At 73.0% G+C, this 23,434-nt stretch carries 22 protein-coding genes; 10 read left to right on the top strand and 12 right to left on the bottom strand.

The window, feature by feature from the left end; all coding sequences use genetic code 11:
- Positions 1-38: 38 nt before the first annotated feature.
- A complete protein-coding gene (locus B1H50_RS01450) occupies positions 39-500 on the bottom strand; it encodes a metallopeptidase family protein (protein ID WP_229657872.1) in 462 nt (153 codons plus the stop codon).
- Between the two features lie 93 nt (positions 501-593).
- On the opposite strand from B1H50_RS01450, the gene B1H50_RS01445 reads away from it, so the two are divergent.
- Positions 594-1,037 carry a DUF3499 domain-containing protein gene (locus tag B1H50_RS01445; RefSeq protein ID WP_080462003.1) on the top strand — a complete coding sequence of 148 codons (444 nt, stop codon included), beginning with the start codon at positions 594-596 and terminating at the stop codon, positions 1,035-1,037.
- Positions 1,038-1,162: 125 nt separating this feature from the next.
- On the opposite strand, the gene B1H50_RS01440 is transcribed toward B1H50_RS01445, so the two are convergent.
- A complete protein-coding gene (locus tag B1H50_RS01440) occupies positions 1,163-2,020 on the bottom strand; it encodes an RDD family protein (RefSeq protein ID WP_080462002.1) in 858 nt (285 codons plus the stop codon).
- Positions 2,021-2,023: 3 nt separating this feature from the next.
- On the opposite strand from B1H50_RS01440, the gene B1H50_RS01435 reads away from it, so the two are divergent.
- On the top strand, positions 2,024-3,037 hold the full coding sequence (locus B1H50_RS01435; protein ID WP_229657873.1) for a stage II sporulation protein M: 1,014 nt from the start codon (positions 2,024-2,026) through the stop codon (positions 3,035-3,037).
- Positions 3,038-3,150: 113 nt separating this feature from the next.
- Here the strand turns inward: B1H50_RS01435 and B1H50_RS01430 are convergent, their stop codons facing one another.
- The 5 genes from B1H50_RS01430 to B1H50_RS01410 all read right to left on the bottom strand — a co-directional run bounded on the left by B1H50_RS01430 (position 3,151) and on the right by B1H50_RS01410 (position 8,758).
- Positions 3,151-4,443 (bottom strand): DUF58 domain-containing protein, encoded by a 1,293-nt coding sequence (locus B1H50_RS01430; RefSeq protein ID WP_080462000.1) that lies wholly within the window; start codon positions 4,441-4,443, stop codon positions 3,151-3,153.
- A 70-nt stretch (positions 4,444-4,513) separates the two neighbouring features.
- A complete protein-coding gene (locus B1H50_RS01425) occupies positions 4,514-5,584 on the bottom strand; it encodes an AAA family ATPase (protein ID WP_080461999.1) in 1,071 nt (356 codons plus the stop codon).
- Positions 5,581-6,756, bottom strand: coding sequence for a DUF4350 domain-containing protein (locus B1H50_RS01420; RefSeq protein ID WP_229657874.1), 1,176 nt, complete (start codon positions 6,754-6,756; stop codon positions 5,581-5,583). The genes B1H50_RS01425 and B1H50_RS01420 overlap by 4 nt, the downstream gene beginning before the upstream one ends.
- A gap of 41 nt (positions 6,757-6,797) precedes the next feature.
- Positions 6,798-7,532, bottom strand: a complete 735-nt coding sequence (locus B1H50_RS01415; RefSeq protein ID WP_080461997.1) for a DUF4129 domain-containing protein — start codon at positions 7,530-7,532, stop codon at positions 6,798-6,800.
- Positions 7,533-7,561: 29 nt separating this feature from the next.
- Entirely contained in the window at positions 7,562-8,758 is a 1,197-nt protein-coding gene (locus B1H50_RS01410; protein ID WP_080461996.1) for a DUF7544 domain-containing protein, read from the bottom strand.
- A 192-nt stretch (positions 8,759-8,950) separates the two neighbouring features.
- Between B1H50_RS01410 and mtrA the strand changes: the two genes are divergently transcribed.
- From mtrA to B1H50_RS01395, 3 genes are all read left to right on the top strand, one after another.
- Complete coding sequence (mtrA, locus tag B1H50_RS01405; RefSeq protein WP_080461995.1) at positions 8,951-9,631, top strand: MtrAB system response regulator MtrA; 681 nt, start codon at positions 8,951-8,953, stop codon at positions 9,629-9,631.
- Between the two features lie 3 nt (positions 9,632-9,634).
- On the top strand, positions 9,635-11,446 hold the full coding sequence (gene mtrB, locus B1H50_RS01400) for an MtrAB system histidine kinase MtrB (RefSeq protein ID WP_268237213.1): 1,812 nt from the start codon (positions 9,635-9,637) through the stop codon (positions 11,444-11,446).
- A gap of 119 nt (positions 11,447-11,565) precedes the next feature.
- On the top strand, positions 11,566-13,188 hold the full coding sequence (locus tag B1H50_RS01395; RefSeq protein WP_188640679.1) for a GerMN domain-containing protein: 1,623 nt from the start codon (positions 11,566-11,568) through the stop codon (positions 13,186-13,188).
- A gap of 68 nt (positions 13,189-13,256) precedes the next feature.
- On the opposite strand, the gene hpf is transcribed toward B1H50_RS01395, so the two are convergent.
- Positions 13,257-13,895 (bottom strand): ribosome hibernation-promoting factor, HPF/YfiA family, encoded by a 639-nt coding sequence (hpf, locus tag B1H50_RS01390; protein WP_080461993.1) that lies wholly within the window; start codon positions 13,893-13,895, stop codon positions 13,257-13,259.
- A gap of 260 nt (positions 13,896-14,155) precedes the next feature.
- On the bottom strand, positions 14,156-15,031 hold the full coding sequence (locus tag B1H50_RS01385) for a ComF family protein (RefSeq protein WP_143231743.1): 876 nt from the start codon (positions 15,029-15,031) through the stop codon (positions 14,156-14,158).
- A 287-nt stretch (positions 15,032-15,318) separates the two neighbouring features.
- Between B1H50_RS01385 and secA the strand changes: the two genes are divergently transcribed.
- Positions 15,319-18,150, top strand: coding sequence for a preprotein translocase subunit SecA (gene secA / locus B1H50_RS01380; protein WP_080461991.1), 2,832 nt, complete (start codon positions 15,319-15,321; stop codon positions 18,148-18,150).
- An 87-nt stretch (positions 18,151-18,237) separates the two neighbouring features.
- On the opposite strand, the gene B1H50_RS09855 is transcribed toward secA, so the two are convergent.
- Together B1H50_RS09855 and B1H50_RS01370 are read right to left on the bottom strand one after the other, a co-directional pair.
- Positions 18,238-18,762 (bottom strand): Rv3235 family protein, encoded by a 525-nt coding sequence (locus B1H50_RS09855; protein WP_229657875.1) that lies wholly within the window; start codon positions 18,760-18,762, stop codon positions 18,238-18,240.
- Positions 18,763-18,856: 94 nt separating this feature from the next.
- Positions 18,857-19,732, bottom strand: coding sequence for a LysM peptidoglycan-binding domain-containing protein (locus B1H50_RS01370; protein WP_080461990.1), 876 nt, complete (start codon positions 19,730-19,732; stop codon positions 18,857-18,859).
- A 148-nt stretch (positions 19,733-19,880) separates the two neighbouring features.
- Here B1H50_RS01370 and B1H50_RS01365 point away from each other — a divergent pair, with 148 nt between their 5' ends.
- Positions 19,881-20,411 carry a Fis family transcriptional regulator gene (locus B1H50_RS01365; protein WP_229657876.1) on the top strand — a complete coding sequence of 177 codons (531 nt, stop codon included), beginning with the start codon at positions 19,881-19,883 and terminating at the stop codon, positions 20,409-20,411.
- 6 nt (positions 20,412-20,417) lie between these two features.
- Here B1H50_RS01365 and B1H50_RS01360 read toward each other — a convergent pair whose 3' ends face one another.
- A complete protein-coding gene (locus B1H50_RS01360; RefSeq protein WP_080461988.1) occupies positions 20,418-20,639 on the bottom strand; it encodes a helix-turn-helix domain-containing protein in 222 nt (73 codons plus the stop codon).
- Between the two features lie 114 nt (positions 20,640-20,753).
- Here B1H50_RS01360 and B1H50_RS01355 point away from each other — a divergent pair, with 114 nt between their 5' ends.
- From B1H50_RS01355 to B1H50_RS01345, 3 genes are read left to right on the top strand one after another with little or no spacing between them, the layout of a single operon-like run.
- On the top strand, positions 20,754-21,524 hold the full coding sequence (locus B1H50_RS01355) for a hypothetical protein (RefSeq protein WP_080461987.1): 771 nt from the start codon (positions 20,754-20,756) through the stop codon (positions 21,522-21,524).
- A 1-nt stretch (position 21,525) separates the two neighbouring features.
- Positions 21,526-22,935, top strand: a complete 1,410-nt coding sequence (locus tag B1H50_RS01350) for an AAA family ATPase (protein WP_080461986.1) — start codon at positions 21,526-21,528, stop codon at positions 22,933-22,935.
- A 4-nt stretch (positions 22,936-22,939) separates the two neighbouring features.
- The gene (locus B1H50_RS01345; protein WP_080461985.1) at positions 22,940-23,407 is read left to right on the top strand and encodes a DUF6912 family protein; all 468 of its coding nucleotides are present in this window, start codon (positions 22,940-22,942) and stop codon (positions 23,405-23,407) included.
- Positions 23,408-23,434: the final 27 nt, after the last annotated feature.

Here is a 23,434-nt window from a genome sequence, read left to right as displayed (position 1 = left end):
CGGGCAGCGATGCCGAGGACCGCGGACCGGGCAGGGCGTCAGAAGAAGTTCGGGTCGATCTCCTCCGGGCGGCGGCCCATCATCGTTGAGACCTGTTCGACGACGACGTGGCGCACGAGCGCGCGCAGCTCGGTGATGTCCCGGGTCCGGGAGACCACGGGCCTGCGGTAGACCACCACCCGCCCGGGCAGCCCCGCGCGGGGCTCCGGAGCGAAACCGCGCCCCAGGACGATCCCCGGCTCCCAGGGCGCGGGGTCGGAGGGGGGAACCTCCTCGACGGCGAACTGCACATCCGCGACGAAGGGGTGCCTCCGGGCCAGATCGTCGGCGACCTCGATGACGAGGGTGTCGAAGAGCTCGGCACGGGTCCGCCAGGCCGGCAGCACCGGGGGCATGAGCGGGCCGCGCAGGCCGTGCCCGTGACGGTCCCGGTGGCGCCTGGCCGATCTCGGGGCCGGGGCCGGGAGGGCTCGGGGCTGGAAAGGGCGGGAGCGTCTCACGCGGCCACCATACGTGCCGGGCCGAGGGGCGGCCGTGCGCGCCCCGCCGTCGCCCGGAGTGATTCGCTTGGCCGGGCGCGATAACCTGCGCTGGTGAGGAATGTGAGGAGCTGCCGGCGGCCCGGCTGCGAGAACCCTGCTGTCGCGACGCTCACCAGCGTCTACGCGGATTCCACGATCGTCATCGGACCGCTGTCAACGGAGCGCCGGCCTGAGGCCTACGACCTGTGCGCCAAGCACGTCGAGTCCTTCACCGCCCCCAGGGGGTGGCAGATCATCCGTTTGGCCACCGAGTTCGCTCCCGCGCCGCCGTCGGAGGACGACCTGCTCGCCCTGGCCGATGCCGTTCGCGAGGCCTCGCGCGCTCCCAGGCCCCCGGCCCGGCCCGCCGAGCGCGTGGGCCGCCCCGGCGGCATCATGCCGGCCCCGCTCACCCACGATCCCAACGTCCTGCCCGACCACCTCACGGGTCTCGGGGACGGGGAGATCGCCCGCCGCGGACATCTCCGGGTCCTGCGCGGCGAGAAGGAGGACTGACCCTCTCTTCCTGCGAGACCGGTCGATATCAGGATTGAAACCGGTTACCGAACCGGTTTCAATCCTGATATCGACCGGTCTCGCTCATAAGAAGGGGTGATGGGTGATTGGGGTGGGATGCCCTCCTACTCGCCGACGCCGTGGGGCAGGAGGGCCATCCGGGTGCGAGTCGACTCGGCTGCGCGCCGGTCCTTCCATGCCAGGGCGAGCTCGCGATCCCGCCGCTCCGCCAGCACGGCCGCGAGGAATCTCTCCGGGTGCGTGCCCTCCGGCGGCGGGGGTGAGACGCTGGGGGAGATACTCGCGGCGAGCTCGGCGCCGATCCGTTCCCGCGAACGGGGCTCGATCGTCGAGGCTCGCTGCAGGAAGGTCCGCGCGACCAGCGCCAGGTCCCCCGGCAGGGCGCGCAGATCCGCCTGCTCCGCCCAGGACGCGAGCTCGGGCGGCATGAGGATCGGCGGTGCCGCGGCCGTCTCCACCTGATCACGGACCACGTAGGTCCCCGCGAGCAGATCCCCCAGCCGCTTGCCGCGCCTGGTCACCGCGCACGAGGCGATCGCCAGTGTCGCCAAGGCAGCGTAGATCTCGATGATGCCCACGAGCGCGCGGACCAGGCAGTGGCGCAGCCTCACGGCACCGCCATCGTCCCGCACCACTCGCAACCCCAGGACCCACCGGCCGATGGAGGAGCCTCGCGAGACGGTTTCGATCGTCAGCGGCAGGACGACGAGCCAGGTCAGGAGGATCAGTGAGACTGCGATGACTATCAGTGGATCCGGGGCCGCCGCGCTCATGGGCCGCAGTGACACGAGCGTGATGAGGGACAGGACAAGCCCAACCATCACCAGGCCGTAGTCGATGAGGCCGCTGAGCATGCGCACTGCGACCGAGGCCGGGGCGGCGTCGAGGAGCACCGCCTCGCCCGTGACGATCCGGACCTCCTCCATCATCCGCTCGGATGAGGCCATCGTTTCATCCTCCATGCCATGCTCCTAACTGTGGATATCGATGCCTTCACTGCCGCGCACCGCGATGAGTGGGAGCGGCTGGACGCACTGGCCGCGAAGCGCCGCCTGAGCGGCGCCCAGGCCGATGAGCTCGTCATCCTGTACAGGATCGCCGCGCAGCACCTGTCCCGGTTGAGAACGACCGCGCCCGACCCCCAGCTCATCGCCGAGATGTCGGCGCGGGTGGCCCGAGCGAGGGGGAGGATCACCGGCCCCCGGGAGATCCGGGTCAGGGATATCACCCGATTCCTCACGCAGACGATCCCCCTCGCCCTCTACCGGGCGCGCTGGTGGGCCATCGGCGTGGGTACCGCGTTCACGGCGATCGCCGTCGTCGTCGGCGTGTGGACCCTGCGCAGCCCGGAGGCCATGGGCGCCCTCGGGACGCCCGGCGCGCTGGACAGGTACGCCGACCAGAGCTTCGAGGACTACTACTCCACCTACGACTCCCACGAGTTCTCCGCCCTGGTGTGGACCAACAATGCCCGGATCGCGGCGATCTGCATCGGTGCGGGCATCACCGGCGTCGTGCCCGCCTTCCTCGTGCTCATCAATGCCATGGCCCTCGGCCGGAGCGGCGCCGTCATGGCCGACCATGATCGCTTCCTCCACTTCCTCGCGCTCATCATCCCGCACGGACTGCTGGAGCTGACCTGCGTGTTCTTCGCGGGCGGTGTGGGCCTCAGGCTCTTCTGGGCCCTTCTCGCCCCCGGACCGCGCTCTCGTGGACGGGCGCTCGCCGAGGACGGCCGGCTGCTCATCACCGCTGCGGTGGGGCTGACGGGAGCGCTCGCCATCGCCGGGCTCCTGGAGGGCTTCGTCACCGCGGCGCGGATCCCGTGGCTGCTCAAGGCGGCACTGGGGCTGCTCGCCCTGGCGGTCCTGTGGGCGGCCGTGCTCGTCCTGGGGCGCCGCGCCGAGCGCGCCCTCGCCGGTGGCGACGACGTCGTGCGCGTCGATGAGATGGGCTACGCCGCGTCCGAGGCGGGCTGAGCGGCAGGCGCCGCCCCCGGACACGATGCCCGCAGGGCGCCGAGCCCGCCCCCGCCCCGGGCGCCCAGCCAGTGCCGGGAGCGGGCTCGGCGCTCCCATACTCCTTGCCGCCGTCATAACCGTCCAGAGGCCTTGAGCGCGAGGTAGGCGTCGGCCAGGGCCGGTGCCAGCCCTGCAGGATCGGCCTGGACGACCTCGGCCCCCGAGCGGGCCAGGTGAGCGCGCACCGCGTGCTGCTCGACGAGATCGCTCTCGGCGGCGGCGGCCGTGTAGACGGAGACGGGGTCGCCCCTCTCCGCCCGCAGCTCGGCGAGCCCGGGGTCGAGAGCCGAGGCGATGATGAGCAAGTGATCCTTGGCCAGCGCGGAGGTCGCGTGCAGCATATCCGCATCGGTGGCGGAGCCATCGATCCCGGTCAGGATGACGACGAGCGACCTCTGGGGGAGCAGCCGGCGCACTGCCGAGGTCATCAGCGACCAGTCCGTCTCCACCAGGCAGGCCTCGAGAGGGGCGAAGGCGTCGGCGAGCGAGCTCATGAGGGAGGCGCCGGACGCGCCCCGCACCTGGGCGCGCACGGCGCTGTCGACGGCGAGGGCGTCCACGCGGTCGCCGGCCCGCGAGGCCAGGGCGGCCAGGAGCAGAGCGGCCTCCATCTGGGCATCGAGCCGGGGCGCGTCCCCCAGCCTCGCCGCCGCCCGGCGCCCGGTGTCCAGGACGATGAGGACGCGGCGGTCCCGCTCGGGGCGCCAGGTCCGCACCACGACCTCCCCTCGGCGCGCTGTCGAGCGCCAGTCGATGGAGCGCACGTCATCGCCGACGACGTACTGGCGCAGTGAGTCGAACTCCGTCCCTGCGCCGCGCACCATCACGGCGCTGCGCCCATCCAGCTCGCGCAGGCGGGAAAGCTTGCTGGGCAGGTGGCGACGGGAGGCGAAGGGCGGCAGCACCCTCAGGCGCGCGGGGGCGACCAGGGAGGCCTGGCGCCCGGCGAGCCCCAGTGGGCCGAGCAGCCGCACGGTGACGAGATCGGCCCGTCGATCCCCGCGCCGCGTGGGCGTGAGTGCGGTGCGGGTCCGGCGCCGCTGCCCGGCCGGGATCGTCATTCGACTGCGCTCACCGGCCGCCCCGGCCGACGGCGCCCAGGCGTCGCGGACCTCGGCCACCGCGGTCCGCGAGCCGGTGTTCGTCACAGTCAGGGTGGCGGTGGCGGTCTCGCCGAGCATGATGGCGCCGTCCAGGCTCCGCCGGACGCGCAGATCTCGCGGCGACGCGGCCAGCAGCGCATCGGCTCCCACCGCGATCACGGTGGCGGCCAGGACGACCGCGATGGTCGCGGGCCGGGGCCAGATCAGGCCGGGGAGCGCGCCGAGGGCGAGGACGACGGCCGTGCGCCGCGCTAGGAACATGGCGGCTCTCCCCTCAGCGGCGCCGTGGAGGGCGGGAATCGATGAAAGGCCCGGGGCTCGCGCATGGGGCTCAGCGGGGGACGGGGACGGAGCGCAGGACGCCGGTGACGATCGCCTCCGCCGTCACGCCCTCGAGCTCGGCCTCTGCGCGCAGCCCGATGCGGTGGCGCAGGACGGGCAGCGCCAGCGCCTTGACGTCGTCGGGGGTGACGAAGGCGCGCCCGGAGAGCCAGGCCCAGGCGCGCGCGGCCGCGAGCAGAGCGGTCGAGCCGCGGGGGGAGACTCCCAGGGACACCGAGGGCGCCTCGCGCGTGGCGCGCACGAGATCGACGATGTAGCCCAGGACCTCCCGGGAGGCGCCGACGTCGCGCACCTGCTCGCGGGCCGCGAGGAGATCGGCGGGGTCGGCGACCGCCGTCAGGCCCGCGCTCGCCAGGTCACGAGGGTTGAAGCCACCGGCATGGCGGCTCAGGACCTCCACCTCCTGACCGCGCTCGGGCAGGGGCAGGACGAGCTTGAGGAGGAATCGGTCCAGCTGGGCCTCCGGCAGCGGGTACGTCCCCTCGTACTCGACGGGGTTCTGGGTGGCGATCACCATGAAGGGCGAGGGCAGGGGGCGGGGATCGCCGTCGACGCTCACCTGGCGCTCCTCCATGGCCTCCAGGAGGGCCGCCTGCGTCTTGGGGGGAGTGCGGTTGATCTCGTCAGCCAGCAGCAGGTTGGTGAAGACCGGCCCCGCGCGGAAGGAGAACTCGGCGCTGCGGGCGTCGTAGATGAGGGAGCCGGTGACATCTCCGGGCATGAGGTCCGGCGTGAACTGCACGCGCTTGGTTCCGATCGCGAGGGCCCGGGCCAGGGAGCGCACGAGCAGTGTCTTGGCCACGCCGGGCACGCCCTCGAGCAGGACGTGCCCGTCGGCCAGGAGGGCGATGACCAGCCCGGTGATGGCGGCATCCTGGCCGACCACCGCCTTGCCGATCTCCGATCGCAGGGCGACGAGGCGGGAGCGGGGATCGGGGCCGGCGCTCTCCGCCCTCCGAGCGCTTCCGGGGGCACCGGAAGCGCTCGGGCTTCCAGGCGGGGCCGGCGCCGCGGGGGAGCGATCGGCCTGATCGGGTCGGCCGGTGTCAGTGGTGCTCATGATGAGTGGACCTCGCTCTCGAGTCGGTCGAGCTGGGCGGCCAGGTCCGAGAGGGACCGGTCGTCGGGGGGCGTGGGGCCGTAGAGGATGCGGTCGACGTCGGCCGGCCGCAGGCGCCCGTCACGGCACAGGGCGTCGATGAGCTCGCCTCGCCCGGCGCCCGTGGGCAGCCCGAGGCGCTTGCCGAGGCGCAGGGCCGTCCCCGCGCGCAGGGCGGTGGCGGCACGGCCGCGGTCCCGGGCTCGCCGGTAGAGGCGGCCCCTGCCGATCGTGGTCTCCGTGGAGCGCACGACGGCGGGCAGATCCTCGACGACGACGCGTCCGAACCGGCGGCCCTGGACGATGGCCAGGGCGAGCGCCGCGATGGTCAACTGCACCAGGACGACCGGCAGGAAGCGGGGCATCGATGGTTCGTCCCAGATGCTCCGGCTCCGCGCCTGAGCGGCGTCGTACCACACGACGCGCTTGGAGACGCCGATCGCGCGGATCGCCAGCGCCGCGTTCCCCTGATTGGTCAGCTGGGAGTTCATCGCGGTGTCGGGCCAGGCCAGGACGCGCAGAGTCCCGCCCGAGGGGAGCGGCGCCGTGGCGTAGCCGTACATGCCGTCGGCGACGGGGAAGCAGCCCGTGGCCCCCTCCGCGCCGCCCAGTCCCACCGAACCGCGCCCGGCCGGGATGGTCCCCGCGGCCTGGGCGTCGACGTCGCCGCACTGGGCGCTGACAGTGGCGCCGGGGGCGGCGCTGACGCCGCTGGGCGTGAGCTCGGTGAGCCCCCCGAGGTTGTTGTCGAGGGCGCCGAGGACGACGACGTCGCCGCCGGCCGAGGCGAGCCGCTCCCGTTCCTCGTCGCTGAGGCGCCCGGCGTTGATGAGGACGACGGTCGCGCCCTCGGCTGAGGCCTCGCGCGCGGCGCGCGCGGTCGAGACGGCATCGACCTCGACGCCCCACTCGCCCACGAGGGCCGTGAGGGCCTTTGCCCCATTCGAGTGCGGGTTGTCGATGGCCAGCGGCTCGGTCGACTCAGGGGGCTTGAGGGCCTGGGCGAGGATGACCAGGACGAGCAGGGCGAGCAGCGCGAGGAGCCCTGGCCTCCAGGAGCGCAGGCGCTGATGGATGGTCGCGCCGATGACCTGGCCCCCACCCGCGCCCGCCGGCCCTGGCTCCGGGGGCACTGGGACGAGGGGCGCGGTCCCGGGGCGCGCCCCAATGGGGGTCACCGGCGTGCCCCGCTCGCGGTCGGAGCGCCAGCGGGGCGTCCGGCGCGGGCCCTGGCGCCCGGCTGCGCGCGGCCCGCCTGGGCCTCGACGTCGCCAGCCAGGGCCCGCATCCAGGCGTCCTCATCCGGGCTGGCCACCACGTCCCCGTAGCGAACGGCGTCGAAGAGGCGGGCGCCGGTGTGGAGGTCGGCGGACAGCTCGGGCAGCGCGCTCGCGGCGAGCGCGGCCGCCTCGTGGGAGGTCAACCCCGGGTAGTCCTCGAGGATGGAGAGCTCATCGAGGAAGCGGATGATCGCCCGGAAGCGGTCGACGACCGCGGTGGCGAAGTCGCCCCGATTAGCGGCGAGGTCCGCGGTGCTGGTCAGGGCGGCCGCGTCGCGGTCGTCCTCGAACAGCGGGCCGCGGACGTCGCCGCTGAGCCTGGCGATCGTGACCCGCCTCGCCATCGCGCCGATGATGACGATGAGGGCCGTCAGCGCGAGGACCACGATCGTCACGGAGGCCCACGGCGGGATGCCGGGGATGACCGAGCCGAGATCGATATGGTGCTGGAGCCATTGCCAGATCGCCGTCAGCGGGTCGGTCCTCTCGGCGTAGGCGGGCTTCGCCAGCTCGCGCCGGGCCGCCTCGCCGGCCTGCGAGGCATCCGGCGTCGCCGGCGGGCCCCCCGCGCGGGCGAGCCCTCCCGGCGCGCCCCAGTCCTGGAAGGCCGCCGTCTCCAATGCGATCATGCGTGATCCCGCCACCGCTCCGCCATGGTTCAGGCCTGGGCCGCGCGGCGCAGCTCGACGTCGAGGCCCTCGCCCCGCATGCGCAGGTCGATGTAGATCAAGGCGGACACCGCGGCGCTGAACGGCAGGATGATCGCCTGGACGAGATTGGCCAAGAAGACCTGCAGGGCCGCCATGAGGGGGAGAGTGCTGCTCCCGACGAGCACGTTGGCGGAGGCCAGTAGGGAGATCGGGAGCGTCGCCAGGCTCGAGGCGATCTGGGTGATGAGCATGGCCAGCAGGAAGGTGCCGAGTACCCGCCAGAAGGAGCCCCGGCTCAGGCGCCAGGAGCGCTTGAGCGACTCGATGATCCCGATATCCTCCAGGATGAGCGCGCTGGGGGCGCAGGTGAAACGGACCAGGAACACTCCGGACAGCGCGATGGCCAGGATCGCGACCGCGAAGGCGGTCAGGATGACGAGCAGGGCCAGGACCGGTGGGAGGGATGAGCTCGCATCCCTGATGATGCCGTAGACCGCCAGGAGGGCCAGTCCCCCGAGGACCGCGACGGTGGCGAAGGAGATGAGGCTGATGAGCGCCGCCTGCCCGATGAGGGCCCACATCCGACCCCTGACCCGGCCCCATACCTCGCTCGCGCTCACGACCCTGCCCAGGACGGAGCGGGAGACGGTCATGATGAGCAGTCCGGACAGCACGGTCGTCGCCAGGAAAGTCAGGACCAGCGAGCCCAGCTGGGACGCCAGGCCGAGCAGGAGGGCGGGCAGCTGCGCCACAGCCTCCTCGGGGGTGAGCGCTTCCCTCGTTCCCGGGTCCGGGATGATGGTCAGCAGGGAGTTCCCCAGGGAGTAGCTGCCGACGGCGTTGATCGCGCCGACGACCGCCATGGTCAGCAGTGCCGGGATGAACATCGCCCTGGGATTGGCGCGCATCGACTCGAAGGCGCCGGAGATGATGTCCCCGATGCCCAGTGGCCGCAGGGGGATGACGCCCGGCTTGGGGGCCACGAAGAAGCCCTGCGCGCCCCAGTGGGGATCGCCGACCATGCCCTCGGCCGACGGCGCCTGACCGGCGGGCGGGGTCCCGTAGGCGCCATAGGCGGGCCGCGCGGGAGTGCCGCTCGCGCCCGGCGAGTCCGGTGCCGGCCGCTCGCCGCCGGTACCGATGCCCTTAGGGTCCTCGGTATCGGGCTGAGAGGGGGGCAGCCAGTGACTGCTGTCATTGCTCATGCCCCCATGCTGTCACGCGCGGCGCAGCGCTCTCCTCCATCCAGAGGAGGAATCAGGGGGTCTCGGCCCATGGGCGACCCAGAGGAGACCGTGCCCTCAGCGGGCCCGGGAGGCGCCCCGCATATCACAAGGAGGAATCAGTCGGGGTGTCAGCGTGTTCCCAGGTGGGATGGTCGTGCCAAGATACGCCCCATGAGCACCAATATCCTCGTCGTGGATGACGACACCGCCCTGGCCGAGATGATCGGGATCATGCTCGAGGCTGAGGAGTGCACGCCGTCGTTCTGCACGGACGGCTCGCGGGCGCTCGAGGCCTTCCGCGAGAACACGCCAGACCTGGTGCTTCTCGACCTCATGCTCCCCGGCCTCGACGGCGTCGAGGTCTGCCGCCTCATCCGCGCCGAGTCCGACGTCCCCATCATCATGCTGACAGCCCGCACCGACACGATGGATGTCGTGGCCGGGCTGGAGGCCGGCGCCGATGACTACGTCACCAAGCCCTTCCGCTCCAAGGAGCTCCTCGCCCGCATCCGCACCCGCCTGCGCCGGGGCGTCGACCCCGTGGCCGAGCACGTGCGCGCCGGCGACCTCGATATCGACGTCGCCGGGCACGAGGTCCGCCGTGGCGATCAGCGCATCGCCCTCACCCCCCTCGAGTTCGACCTGCTCCTGGCCCTCGCCCGCACCCCCTGGAAGGTCTTCACCCGCGAGGAGCTCCTGGAGAAGGTCTGGGGCTACCGGCACACCGCGGACACCCGGCTCGTCAATGTCCACGTCCAGCGCCTGCGCGCCAAGATCGAACAGGATCCCGAGCACCCGACCATCGTTCTGACAGTCCGCGGCGTCGGGTACCGCGCCGGCGACGCCCGCTGACCCGTGCGCTCCCGGCGCGCCCGATGGCGCCCGATCCTCCTCTTCCGGCACAGCCTGGTCGCCAGGATGACCCTGGGCGCGGTCATCATCGGGGCCCTGGCCACCGCCATCCTGTTGAGCATCGTCAACGTCACCATCCACCAGAACGTTTTCAACGACCGGCGCGACGCGATCCTGGCCAACGCTCATCAGCGCATCGTCGCCGCCCAGGCCGCCCTGGCGACGACGGTGGCCTCCACCTCCGAGGAGGTCTCCGCGGCGATTCAAGCCGAGTTGTCGGGGATCAGCGACTCCGCGTCGGGCGCCGGGGCGATCGGAGCCGTCGTCCAGGGCAGCGGGGAGTCGTCATCGGTGGCCATCAACACTCTGGCCACCGATGACCGCCTGACCGATCTCATCACGGATCGCATGGAGCGCGAGGTCCGCAATGGCCGGATCGGCCGGCAGTACTGGCAGTCCGTGAGCGTTCCCGGGGAGCGCGCCGGAACCGTGTCCGGGATGGTGGTCGGATCGCGCGTCTCCATGCCGCTGGCCGGGGACTACGAGCTCTACATCGTCTACTCCCTGGAGTCCCAGCAGCAGGTGGTGGACACGGTCAAGCGCTCCGTGGTCCTCACAGGCGTCGGCTTCCTCCTCATCATCATCCTGGCGGTGGCGGTCTTCACCTGGCGCGTCCTCATCCCCGTGCGGCGGACCTCCCTGGCCGCCAAGCGCCTGGCGGAGGGGCGCCTCGATAAGCCCCTGGCCGTCAACGGGGAGGACGAGCTCGCGGCTCTGGCCACGTCCTTCAACACGATGGCGGAGTCCATCCAGTCCCAGATCGACCGGCTCAACGCCATGTCCGTCTCCCAGCAGCTGTTCGTCTCCGACGTCTCCCATGAGCTGCGCACCCCGCTGACCACGATCAAGATGGCGGCAGAGCACATCTTCGAGCTGCGCGAGGAGATCGAGGACCCCCTCGTGCGCCGCGCCGCGGTGCTGCTGCACGGCCAGGTCGACCGCTTCCAGACGATGCTCACCGACCTGCTCGAGATCTCCAGGATCGACTCCGGGCGGGTCACGCTGCGCTCGGATGAGGTGGACTTGCGCGACCTGCTGTCCGGCGTCCTGGAGGACAATGAGGTGCACATCCAGTCCTCGGGCTGCGAGATCCGCCTCCAGGCCCCCGATGAGCCCGCCACGGCGGAGGTCGACTCCGTGCGCGTCCAGCGGATCCTGCGCAACCTCATCCTCAACGCGATCGAGCACGCCGAGTCCAACCCGATCGATATCACCATGGCGGTCAACGACGACGCCGTCGCCGTGCGCGTGCGCGACCACGGCGTAGGCATGAGCCCTGACGTGGTCGGGCGCGTCTTCGACCGCTTCTACCGCGCTGATCCCTCCCGCAAGCGCACCCTGGGGGGCACGGGGCTCGGCCTGTCGATCTCCGCCGAGGATGCCCATCTCCACGGGGGCTCCCTCCAGGCCTGGGGGTGGCCCGCCGACGGCGCCTCCTTCCTCCTCACCCTCCCGCGCGAGCTCGGCGAGGGCGGGACCCCCGGCCATTACTCCGAGCCCGGCCCCCTGCCCTGCATCCCCGACGACGCCCCCGCCGTCGCGCGTGTCAAGCCCCGCCGAGCCCCCGAGGCCGTCACCGGGACCGTCCTCGGACCCGGGCCCGTCTCGCGCCGCTCGGCGCGCCCCCACGGGGATGGGGAGGTGCCCCTGGCCGTCGCCGACGCCCCCGTCGCCCCGGGGCACGTCACCGTCATCGCCCCCGGCCAGGCGCCCACGGCCCGAACCCCGGAGGTGTCCGGCGGGAGGCCGTCGTGAGCGCGCCGCGCGGCACTCACGACTCGCCCCCTCCCACGCGCCTCCCGAGCCGGCGCGCGGCCATCGCGATGCTCGCCGTCGGGGGAGCGGGCTCCCTCGCGGCATGCTCCAGCCTCCCCATGGAAGGGGACGTCTTCCAGTCCAACGCCGTCGACGAGGGCAGTGACGTCCTCGTCCAGACGGCTCCCGGCCCCGTCGACGGCGCGGACCCCGTGGCGATCGTCGAGGGATTCCTGCGGGCCTGCACCGCCGGGCTCTCCGACGGCTTCGCCACCGCGCGCGAGTTCCTCGTCGATAGCGCGGCCGACTCCTGGCAGCCCATGACCCCCCTTCTGCTCGCCTCCGGCACCGAGCCACTGACCGTGCGCCGCGCGGATGACGGCGGGGTCTCCATTTCCGGGAGGCTGGAGGGCAGCCTCGACTCCACCGGCGTGCTGAGTGCTCAGGGTCTCGACTACTCCGAGACGCTCACGCTCGTCACCGCGGCGCGGAGGCAGTGGCGGATCGCCTCGCCACCGCCGGGCGCCGTCGTGCCGGGCTCCGTGCTGCGCACCGCCTTCACCCAGCAGAGCATCAGGTTCCTCAACGCCGCGCACGACCGCCCCATCCCCGACCCCCGCTGGCTGTCGCGCAAGCGCTTGGAGGAGGCCGCCCTCGAGGCACTCCTCATGGGGCCCGCCGCCTGGTTGAAGGACGTGGCGACCACCGCGATCCCCAGCGGGACGAGACTCCAGGACGTCAAGGTCGTGGACCGAGCGGCCACCGTGCGCCTGCACGCGGATGCCTCCTCCTGGGACTCCGAGGTCCAGGCGCTCGTCGTCGCTCAGATCACCGCCACTATGAAGGAGGTGAGCGGGATCGACACCGTCATCGTCATGGCCGGGGATCAGCGGCTCGCCGCGCAGGTCACCCCTCTCGACGCCGCCGCGGAACCGGGCGCGGTCGTGGGGATGAGCGGCGGCGCGGTGGTGCGCGGCACGAGCACGACCCGCGCCGTGCTCATGCAGCCCTCGACGCTGGGCACCACGGGCGCCCGACACCCCTCCCTGGGAGTCGATGGGGGCGTGTGCGTCGTCTCGGGTCCCAGCATCCTGAGGGTCGGGCCCGGTGGGACCCAGGCCGCCTCGATCCTGTCCGTCGGCGACTCGCCCGCGGACGCCGCCGACCTCCTCCCTCCCCGCCAGGACAGGCACCGCTGGATATGGACGGCCAGCCAGGGCAGGCTCATCGTCGTCGACGCGCGGGGCGTGCGGGCGGAGGTGGTCGCCGCCTGGCTCGATGGCCGCGGCGTGATCAGCATGGATATCTCGGCGGAGTCGGATCGGATCGCCGTGCGCCATCGCGATGCCGCCGATCCCTCCAACCAGTCCGGCGAGCGAGTGGATGTCGCGGCGATCATCCGCGACGGGGAGGGGCGTCCCACGCGCCTGGGCGATCCGTACCCTGTGGCCGGCCTGACGGGGCAGGGCGCCCATGAGCTCGCCTGGTACTCGGGCACCGAGCTCATCACCATCGAACCGTCCCAGGACGGCCAGGGCACTGCGAGCCTCGTGATCGCCTCCTTGGGAGGTTTGGAGGCCTCGCGGTCCCCGGGCCCGCCCACCGCCTCCGGAATCGCCGCCAACCGCCTCGATCAGACCATGCTGCTCTCGGACTCCGACGGCCAGTTGTGGGGCAGGGCCTCGGGGACATGGCGCGTCATCTCGACCACCGTCACGGACGCCGGCTACCCCATCGTGTGACGGTGCCCTGACCGGGAATGCCCCGGGCCCGCCCTCCCGAGGGGAGGACGGGCCCGGGCCCGGCGCTCCTAGAGCACCTGGGCGTCGAGGCGGATGACGCCGTAGGTCCAGCCGTGGCGGTGGTAGACCGCGCAGGGCTGCCTGGTGGACTTCTCGATGAACACGTAGAACGGGTGGCCGACGAGCTCCATGTGGTCCAGGGCCTCCTCGACGGTCATCGGCGTGGCGTCGTGGAGCTTCTGGCGCACGACGACGGGTGAGTCGCCCAGCTGGGACTCGACGGCGACCCCCTTCTCCGTGGGCACTCTCGGGGCCTCGTCGACCTTCTCGGCCTCATCGGCGACCTCGGCCGTCTCCTCCGCCACGGGGAGGTCCTTGGGGGCCGGAACCGTGTCGGTGCGGTGGTGGTCCTTCTTGCGGTCGCGGGCGCGGCGCAGTCTCTCGGTCAGCTTCCCCATGGCGATGTCGAAGGCGGCGAATCGATCGGAGGAGCTGGCCTCGGCGCGGATGACCGGGCCCTTGGAGATGACGGTGATCTCCACGCGCTCGGCGGTGTCCGCCTGGCGCGGGTTGCGCTCGTGGGTGACCTCGACCTCGACGCGCTGGACGCGGGGATCGAACTGCTCGACCTTGGTGGCCTTCTCCTCGATGTAGTCGCGCAGGCGGGAACTGATCTCAGCGTTGCGGCCGACGACGGTGATGTCCATGGTGGAACCTTTCTGGAACCTGGGCGGCCCGGGAACCGGGACCCGATGCGATGGGCACCCGCCGCGCCTCGCGGCGGGCTCTGGAGCGGTGGTCTCACCTCCTGCGCGTCGCGGGGAGTGCCCCGCGACGTCCTCGCCGGCGGAGCGGATCCGCCGGCGGACCCTTGCACCCCATGTGCCTTGTGACACATAACTTACACCATGAGGGTGCGCGCCTGAGGCAGTCCATGCCCGCGATCGCCCCGGGCGGACGGAGCGGATCAGAACCTCTTCGCGGCTGCGCGCCTCCTCCGCTCGCCTCCGCCCGGCAGCCCCGCGGGGGCGGGGCCGGGAAGCCGCGCGGCAGTGCGGGCCGGGGGCGGCGTCGCCGCCAGGACGAGGGCCCCGAGCGGCCGGGCGCCAGCGCCTCTCAGCGCTGCGGCGCAGGAGCGCAGCGTGGAGCCCGTGGTCACGACGTCGTCGACGATGAGCGCGTCCCAGCCGCCGGCATCCGCCAGGACCCGGGGAGGGGGTTGGCGGTTGCGGCGGCGCTGCGCGGCTGACAGACCGGCCTGGTGCGCGCCGCGGAAGGCGCGGCCGTTCTCCCGCCGCAGGATGTCCGCGCTGACGATGAGAGGGCCGGGGCCGCCCGCCCCGCCAGGAGGGGGCGCCGGCGCCCGCGCGATAGCGTCGGCCAGGGATGCCGCCACGAGCCTGCCGCGTGCCCGGCGCGCGATCCCGGAGGGGGCGGGGACCACGATGAGTCGCGGAGGATCGAGCGCCCCGGCGTCGCGCCGGTCACCCGGCCAGCCGGAGAGCGCGGCCCACCGCTCGCCCGCGCGGGCCCCGACGGCGGCCATCACCGGTGCGAGGTCCTCCCGGGCCCCGTTCTTCCAATTCAGGATGAGGGCGCGGCCGGGGCCGGCGTAGGCCAGGACGGCGTGGACGCGCAGTTCCGCCGCCGCGCTCGTGACCTCGGCCAGGGGCGCGTCCAGGAGCGCGGCGCAGCCGGGGCACAGCGCCGTCTCCCAGCGGCCGCAACCCGCGCAGGCCTCGGGCAGCGCGAGGCCCAGGGCCGTGGGGAGGGCGGCGAGCCATGCCCACGGCCCTGGGCGCGGTGGTGATGCCGGTGATGCCGGTCGTGCCAGTGGTGTCATGGCGCCAGTCTCGACGTGCGGGCGCGCCGCGGATGGGGCGCTCCCACGAGACGCGCCGGGAGGGCGGCGCTGTGCGCTCTGTGGTTCCCCGCGGGCCGCCGGCGGCAGGGCCCGTGGGGCCGCCGGGCCGACCGCGCCGGGTCTCGGTTTGGAGAGGAGTCCCCGATCACCTTGGGGAGCGGGGCGGGGGTCCACTAGCATGTGCAAGGCCCGCGCCCCCGGCCCATCTGGACTCATCCAGCGCCTCGGGGCTGGGCGGCCCATCCACGTCCAAGGGAGTAAGCAGCGTGTCGATCGTCGACCGGATCCTTCGCATCGGCGAGGGACGCACCCTCAAGAGGCTCGACGCCCTCGCGACCCAGGTGGAGGCCCTCGCCGACGCCTACAGCGAGTTCACCGATGAGGAGCTTCGCGAAGCCACTGACGAGCTCAAGAAGCGCTACGACGAGGGCGAGACTCTCGACGAGCTCCTGCCCGAGGCCTTTGCCACCGTCGCCGAGGCCGCTGACCGAGTGCTGGGCATGCGCCCCTACCACGTCCAGCTCATGGGCGGCGTGGCCCTGCACCTGGGCAACATCGCCGAGATGAAGACCGGTGAGGGCAAAACCCTCGTCGCCACCCTGCCCTCCTACCTGCGCGCGCTGACCGGCAAGGGCGTCCACGTCGTCACCGTCAACGACTACCTCGCCGAGTACCAGTCCGACCTCATGGGCCGCATCCACCGCTTCCTCGGGCTGACCACCGGATGCATCCTGACCGGTCAGACCCCCGCCGAGCGCCGAAAGCAGTACGCCTGCGACATCACCTACGGCACCAACAACGAGTTCGGATTCGACTACCTGCGCGACAACATGGCCCAGCGCCCCGAGGACCTCGTCCAGCGCGGGCACGCCTTCGTCATCGTCGATGAGGTCGACTCCATCCTCATCGACGAGGCCCGCACGCCGCTCATCATCTCCGGGCCGGCCACCGGGGACGTCAACAAGTGGTACAAGGAGTTCGCCACCATCGCCGAGCGCCTGAACGCGGGGAAGGACTACGAGGTCGACGAGAAGAAGCGCACCGTGGGCGTCCTGGCCCGCGGCATCGAGCGCGTCGAGGACTACCTGGGCATCGACAACCTCTACGAGTCCGAGAACACCCCCCTCATCGGCTTCCTCAACAACTCCATCCGCGCCAAGGAGCTCTTCCATCGGGACAAGGACTACATCGTGCGCGACGGCGAGGTCCTCATCGTCGACGAGCACACCGGTCGCGTCCTGCCCGGGCGCCGCTACAACGAGGGCATGCACCAGGCCATCGAGGCCAAGGAGCGCGTGGAGATCAAGGCCGAGAACCAGACCCTGGCCACCATTACCCTGCAGAACTACTTCCGCCTCTACCCCGAGGGCTCGCGCTGCGGCATGACCGGCACCGCGGAGACCGAGGCCGCCGAGTTCGCCGGCACCTACAAGATCGGCGTCGTCCCGATCCCCACGAACAAGCCGATGATCCGCGTCGACCAGCCGGATCTCGTCTACACCAACGTCAAGGCCAAGCTCATCGCCGTCGTCGACGACATCGAGGAGCGCCACGAGGCGGGCCAGCCCGTCCTCGTGGGCACCACGAGCGTGGAGAAGTCCGAGCAGCTCTCCACCATGCTCACCGAGCGCGGCATCTCCCACGAGGTCCTCAACGCCAAGCAGCACGCCCGCGAGGCCGCCGTCGTGGCGCTCGCCGGGCGCAAGGGCGCCGTCACCGTGGCCACCAACATGGCCGGTCGCGGTACCGACATCATGCTGGGCGGCAACGCCGAGCACATCGCCGTGGCCGCCCTCAAGGAGGCCGGCCTCGACCCGGAGGAGGACTCCGAGGAGTACGAGAGGGCCTGGCCCGCCGCCCTGGCGGCCGCCAAGGAGGCCTGCTCGGCGGAGCATGACGAGGTCGTCGAGCTCGGCGGCCTCTACGTCCTGGGCACTGAGCGCCACGAGTCCCGCCGCATCGACAACCAGCTGCGGGGCCGATCCGGCCGCCAGGGAGATCCCGGCGAGTCCCGCTTCTACCTGTCCATGGAGGACGACCTCATGCGCATGTTCGCCTCCGGCGCGGCCCAGCGCATCATGGCCTCGGGCGCCTACCCCGACGACGTCCCCCTGGAGTCCAAGATGGTCTCGCGCGCCATCGCCTCGGCGCAGCGCCAGGTGGAGTCCCGCAACTACGAGATCCGCAAGAACGTCCTCAAGTACGACGACGTCATGACTGAGCAGCGCGAGAAGGTCTACGACGAGCGCCGCCGCGTGCTCGACGGCGAGGACCTCGAGCCGCAGATGGCCAACTTCCGCTCCCAGGCGGTGGAGACCATCGTGGGCGCCCACACCGCCGAGGGGCGCCCCGACGAGTGGGACCTGGACGCCCTGTGGAACGACCTGGGTCACCTCTACCCGGTGGGCCTGACCGCCGAGGAGCTCGAGGAGGCCGTGGGCGGCATCGACCGCCTCACCCCCGAGCGCCTGGCCACCGAGCTCACCGAGGACGCCGCCGTCGCCTACGAGGACGCCGAGGCCCAGATGGAGGGCAACGCCCTGGCCCGCGCCCAGCTCGGCAACGAGCCCATGCGCGCCCTGGAGCGCCGGGTCCTGCTCGCCGTCGTCGACAAGCGCTGGCGCGAGCACCTCTACGAGATGGACTACCTCAAGGAGGGCATCGGCCTGCGCGCCATGGCCCAGAGGGACCCGCTCGTCGAGTACGCCAATGAGGGCGCCCACATGTTCAAGGCGATGATGGAGGGCATCCGGGAGGAGACCGTCGAGCAGGTCTTCGCCAACGCCGCCCGCTTCAAGGCTGCCGCCGAGCGCGCCGAGGCCGATGGCACCGCCGATGCCGCCCGCATGGTGGCCGCCGCTGACGCCACCGCCGCCGCGGGCCGCCCGCGCGGCACCGTGATGGGGGACATGGGGCAGGAGGCCATGAATCAGCGGGTCTCCTACTCCGGACCCGCTGAGGACGGCGGGGCCGCCCCCGCCATGGGCGGCGGGAGCCCCGTGGCCGAGGCCGTCCCCTCCGCGAGCGACGATGATGCCCCCCAGGGGGCCAACCGCGCCGAGCGCCGCGCAGCCAAGAAGAAGCGCAAGCGCCACTGACGCGTGCCACTGCCCCGGCGGCGAGCTCCGTGGCAGTGCGATAGCAGGGTTGAGGCCCGTGCCCCCGACTTCTTGGGGGCGCGGGACTCAGATCACCTCCAGGCTCGCCAGCACCCACTTCTCCCGGCGCGGGACGAGGCGGGCGGCCGCCGCCCGGACCCGGTCCCCGCAGTCGAGGAGCACTGCGGCCTCGCAGTCCCCGTTGGCGGTGGGCTGAGTGTGGACGGAGCGGACGATGGGCCCGCGCCTGCGGGCCGCGCCCGAACGGCGCTGGGCGAGCCCCGCGCGCCGCATGAGGGCGTCCATGAGATCCGGCTCTGTCCAGCGATCGAGCTGGTTCGGCGCCCGCAGGCCGAGGAGCACTTCGACGGCCGCGGTGATGAGGACACGGGCCGCGCGGGCGGCATCGGCGCTCGCGTCCGTGCGATCCCCACTCGCCGACCGGGAGGGCGCTGAGGCGCTGCTCGATGAGTGGGTCGGCGAGGGGAGAGACGGCCTCTCCGCACCGTTGACGATGCGGCGCGCCGCCCTCGCGGGAGCGAGCATGGAGGTCAGGGCCTGGGTCTGGCGCAAATCGAGGGACGGGGCGGGGGCTTCGAGGAGGGCGCTCATGACGGGCTCCGTTTCATCGTCGGTGATGGATGGATACGCGTGTCAGGGCTTCGCGGGGGAGCGGGGAGGGCAAGTGGGGGAGCGGGCGGCGTGATCAGTCCCGCTCCGGGGGAGCGAGGTCCTCGGGCACGGTGAGCCTCTGGCCGGGGCGGATGAGGCCGGGCTCGGAGCCGATGGTCCCCTCATTGGCCCGGTAGAGGCGGGGCCAGGCTCGGGCGATATCCGCCGCGGATGCCCGGGGGCCGAGCCTCGCGGCGCTGATCGACCACAGGCTCTGGCCGGGCTCGACGACGAGCGCGGCCTCCTCCCCGGTTCCGGGCGAAGGGGCGCTGCCCGCGTCCCGCGTGGAACCGGCGGCGTCCTGCCGGGGCCGTGGACTCCCGGCCCCCTGCCCGCCGCCCCCGCTGGGTGGCTCCGGGTCGCCGGTGGCGGCGCCCCCTCCGGGTGGCTCCGGGGCGAGCGGCGCCGACGACGACTCGGGCGTCGAGCCCGCTCCCGGATCGGGCGCGGCCGATGGCGCCGAGGGGTCCGTTGCGGGCGAGTCCGAGGACGCCGGGGTCGCCGTGGGCCCGGTCTGGCTGCTCGTGGGCCGCCAGCCCAGATACGGCGCATCCGGGCCGGGCGGTTGTGCTGCCGCCGCCGGCGCGGCCGCGCCGGCCAGCAGCGCGCCGACAGCGATCCTGCGGACCAGCGGCGCGCCCCAGCGCTCCACGGCAGTGCGGGCGAGTCCGCCCCTGGGAGTCCGGGTCGCGGCGATCGCGACCGCCGCGGAGATCAGATGCCAGGAGGCTCCGAGCGATCCGAGGCCGCCCAGAGCCGCCACCAGGGCGGCGCTGAGCTCGGCGCGGCCCCACCGGGAGGGATCGGCGCGCACCAGGACGCCCACGGCGTCCGCGCTGGCCAGGGCGAGAGCGAGGGTGACAGCGGCGCTCACGGCGGCCATGAGAAGGAGGCGGTGTGCGACAGTCATGCCCTCATCCCTTCATGATCGTGTTTGATGATGTTTAAGGATGCATGATTGTTTGATATGCGTCAAGGGGGTGATGTGGGGTCTCGTCGATCCGATCTGCTGTCTCGCCGGTCTTGTCCCGCCGCTTGAGCCGTGGTGGGCTACGCCCATGGACGCAGGCGCGGGCTGGAGCCGGATGCTGGACGACCTGGAGAATCGCTTCGACGCCGAGCGGCGGGCGCAGGTCGCCGCTCAGAGCGTCGAGAGCGCCGCCGCCGACGCCGCGCTCATCCGCCTCGTCGATCGGCTCCGAGGCCGCGTCGGCCAGCAGGTCCGGCTGCGCACCCGTGGCGGCAACGACGTCGACGGCGTTCTGACCCAGATGGGGGATGGGATCGTGCTCATCGATGAGCCCGATGGCCTCCAGGCCGTTGCTCCGCTCCCCTCGATCGCGGTGGTGGTCGGGCTCGTGGCGGCGGCCCCGCAACCGCGGCGCCCCTCGCGCGCGACCCTGGCCACCGTGCTCCGGGAGCTGGGGCGCAGGGGCTCGCGGACCCGCCTGCTCATGCCCGCGGGCGACGTCGTGGGGCGGATCGTGCGCGTGGGTGCCGACCATGTCGATCTCCTGGAGGCCGCTGCGGAGCGGCCGACCAGGATCAGCATCGCCTTCGACGCCATCGACCTGGTCCGGAGCAGGTAGGGGCGCTCAGGACCCGCTCGTCACCCGGCCGGAGGCGATCATCTCCCTGGTCGCGTCGAGCTGGCGGTCGATGTATTCGTCCAGCGCCGCCTCCTCGATCCGCCACAGGTGCCGGGCGCCCACCTGGATGGCGGGCAGATCGCCGGACTGGATGAGTGCGCGCACGCCCTGCGCCGAGAGCTGGAGCTGGTCGGCCACATCGGCGATGGTCAAGAAGCGTCTGGGCATGGCACGATGGTCTCACCGCGCACCCTGGGCGCGCTACCCCTCGGGCATCCCTGTGGATAACGAAAAGTCATCAACGATCGTCAGGATCGGCTGCGAATCATCAAGGAGGATCTCGTGCCAGCCGCCCAGCGCTCCCAGGCCCCGCTTCCCGCGCACCTCTCCCCCTCATCCCCGGCCCCCGCCAGGTGGCGGCGCCCGGGCTGGCGGGACCCGCGCCTGGCGGGCGGACTCGCCCTCATCGGCGGCGCCGTCGCCCTGGGCGCATGGGCGGTCGACTCCGCCGCGGGCACCCAGGAGGTCTACATCCTCACCCGCGACGTCGCCCCCGGCACGGACCTCACCGCCGACGGCGTGCTCGCCCTCGTCGACTCCCGCCCCGGCTCGGGCGCCTACATCCCGGCGGGGAGCCTGCCCGGCGACGCGATCGCGACCCGTTCCCTGGGCAAGGGCGAATTGCTGCCCACGGCCGCCGTCGCCCCCGCCTCGGCCGCCTCCCAGCGCTCCATCGTCATCGAGGCATCCCTCGGACTGCCCAAGGGCACAGGCGCCGGCGACGGCGTTGACCTGTGGCAGCTGCCAGACGGCCAGGCCCCGCGATCCGCCGGAGCGGCAGCCCCCGTGGCGAGTGCGGTGACGGCCCAGCCCTCGGTCGGCACCGGGCCGGCGGGTGACTCCTCCCAGGAGTCTCAGGAGGGCGCCGGTCGGGCGCGGGTCGTGGCCCAGGGCCTCGTCATCCGCGCCGTCAACCAGGAGCGCACCAGTCTCGTGTCCACCGGGACCACAACGGTGGAGGTGCTCGTGCCCGAGGGATCCGTGGCCGACGTCCTCACCGCCGTCGGATCGGGGCGGCCGCTCGTGCTCGTGCCCACCGGGCAGGGCTCCTGACATGGCGGCGCCAGCGAGCGGGGTCCTCCTGGGTCTGGCCGGCTCGGACGCGGAGACGCTGCGGGCCATCGACGACCAGGGATCAGGGCTGCGGGTGGTGCGCCGGTGCGCGGACCTCACCGACCTCGTGGGCGCGGCCATGGCCGGGCTCGCCTCGCTCGTCGTCCTCGAGACGGCCTTCGACGACGTCGATCGCGCCATCATCGACCGGATCACCCGCTGCGGTGCCGTCGGCGTGCTCCTCGTTCCCGATGGTGAGGAGGCCCAGTGGTCCATGCCCGGCTGGATCGTTCTGAGCGCCGCAGCCCGGCCCGCTGAGGTGCGCGGCGCCCTCCAGGCGCTGGCCCGCCGGGCGGTGCCCCCGCCTCCCGCCGGGGGCTGGGGCACCGCTGCCATGACGACCGGCTCGGCTCCGCAGGGGGCCCGGGCGACCATCGGCAGTGCGCCTGTCCCGGGCGAGCCGATGGCGCGGTCCGAAGAGGCGGTGGAGGCGGCACCGCCTCCACCAGGGGCGCCGGCAGCTGGTCGGCGGGGGAGGATCGTGGCGGTGTGGGGGCCCCACGGTGCCCCCGGCCGCAGCACGATCGCTGCCAGCCTCGCCCACGGTCTGGCCCCCTCCGGCGGTGCGCTGCTGGTCGACGCCGATATCGAGGCCCCGAGCCTCGTGGAGCTCCTCGGTGTTCCTGAGGACTCCTCCTCACTGGCCACGGCCGCGCGCCTGGCAGCCCATGGGCGCCTGGACGATGCGGAGCTCGCCCGGCTCGTCGTGCCGATCGGCGCGGGTGTCGGGCTCCTGTCCGGGCTCGGCAGGCCGGGGCGCTGGCGAGAGCTGCCGCCGGTGGCGATGGAGGCCGTCTGGGGGCGGGCGCGCCGCGCGGCCGCCTGGACGGTGGTGGACCTGGCGGGCGGCCCGATCGACGACGCCGTCGACGAGTACTCCCTCGAGCCCGGCCGTGGGGCCATGGCCTCCGAACTGCTGCGCCAGGCCGACGAGGTCCTGCTCGTGGGCGCGGGGGATCCGATCGGGGTGCGCCGCCTCCTCCAGCTGCTCACCGACTGCGAGGAGGCCCCGGGGGCAGGGCGAGCGCCGCGCGTCGTCGTCAACCGGGTGCGGGCCTCCGCGGCCGGGCCCTCACCGGCACGGGCGGTGCGGGAGTCCCTGGGCAGGTTCGGCGGCGTCGCCGATCCGATCCTGCTGCCCGAGGATCCCCAGGCGGCCGACCGCTGCGTCCTGGAGGCCCGCGCCGTTCTCGACCTGTGCCCCGGATCGGCGCTGGGGCGGGCCCTGGCCGGGCTGGTGGACGCCCTCGATCCATCCGCCGGCTGCTCGCGGCCCGCCCGCTCCCGCTCTCGGCGCGGGAACACGCGAGCCGCCGGGGACGGCCGCCACGGCCGCCGACGGGCACACTAGGCCCATGCGCATCTACCTGCCCGCCACGGCCGCCGACCTCGCCGCTGATCCCATCACCGCCCGCCGGGCCCATGCCGCGACGGATTCCCTGGCCGCCGCCCTGCCCGATGAGGACGAGGAGGGCCTGGAGGTCTCGGCGAGCCTGTGCGCCGCCGACGCCTCCGTCCTGCTGCTCTCCGAGCCGGGCGCGAGCGGCCTGGCGGACCGCCGCGTGGTCATCGCCGCGGACGTGGACGCCTCGGTGGTGCGCGAGCTCGAGGTCGGTGACGAGGTCCTGCCCGGCACGGTCGAGCTGCTCGCACCGGTGGCGTGGGACGACGTCGCTGCGCTGCTCGTGGACGAGCCGGAGGCACGGGCCGACGTCGCCGCCGCCCGCACGGGTGACGAGGAGGCCTTCGAGCGGGCGGCGCAGGCGGACCTGCTGTGGTTCGACGTCTCGGAGAGGCGGGCGCTGGCCGCCGAGCTCGGCTGAGCGCCCTCAGGCGCGCCGCCCGGCCCG

This window comes from Actinomyces gaoshouyii (assembly GCF_002072175.1).
Classification (GTDB): domain Bacteria; phylum Actinomycetota; class Actinomycetes; order Actinomycetales; family Actinomycetaceae; genus Actinomyces; species Actinomyces gaoshouyii.
The sequence above is the reverse complement of the archived record's forward strand: the minus strand, read 5'-3'. Positions and strand labels throughout refer to the sequence as shown.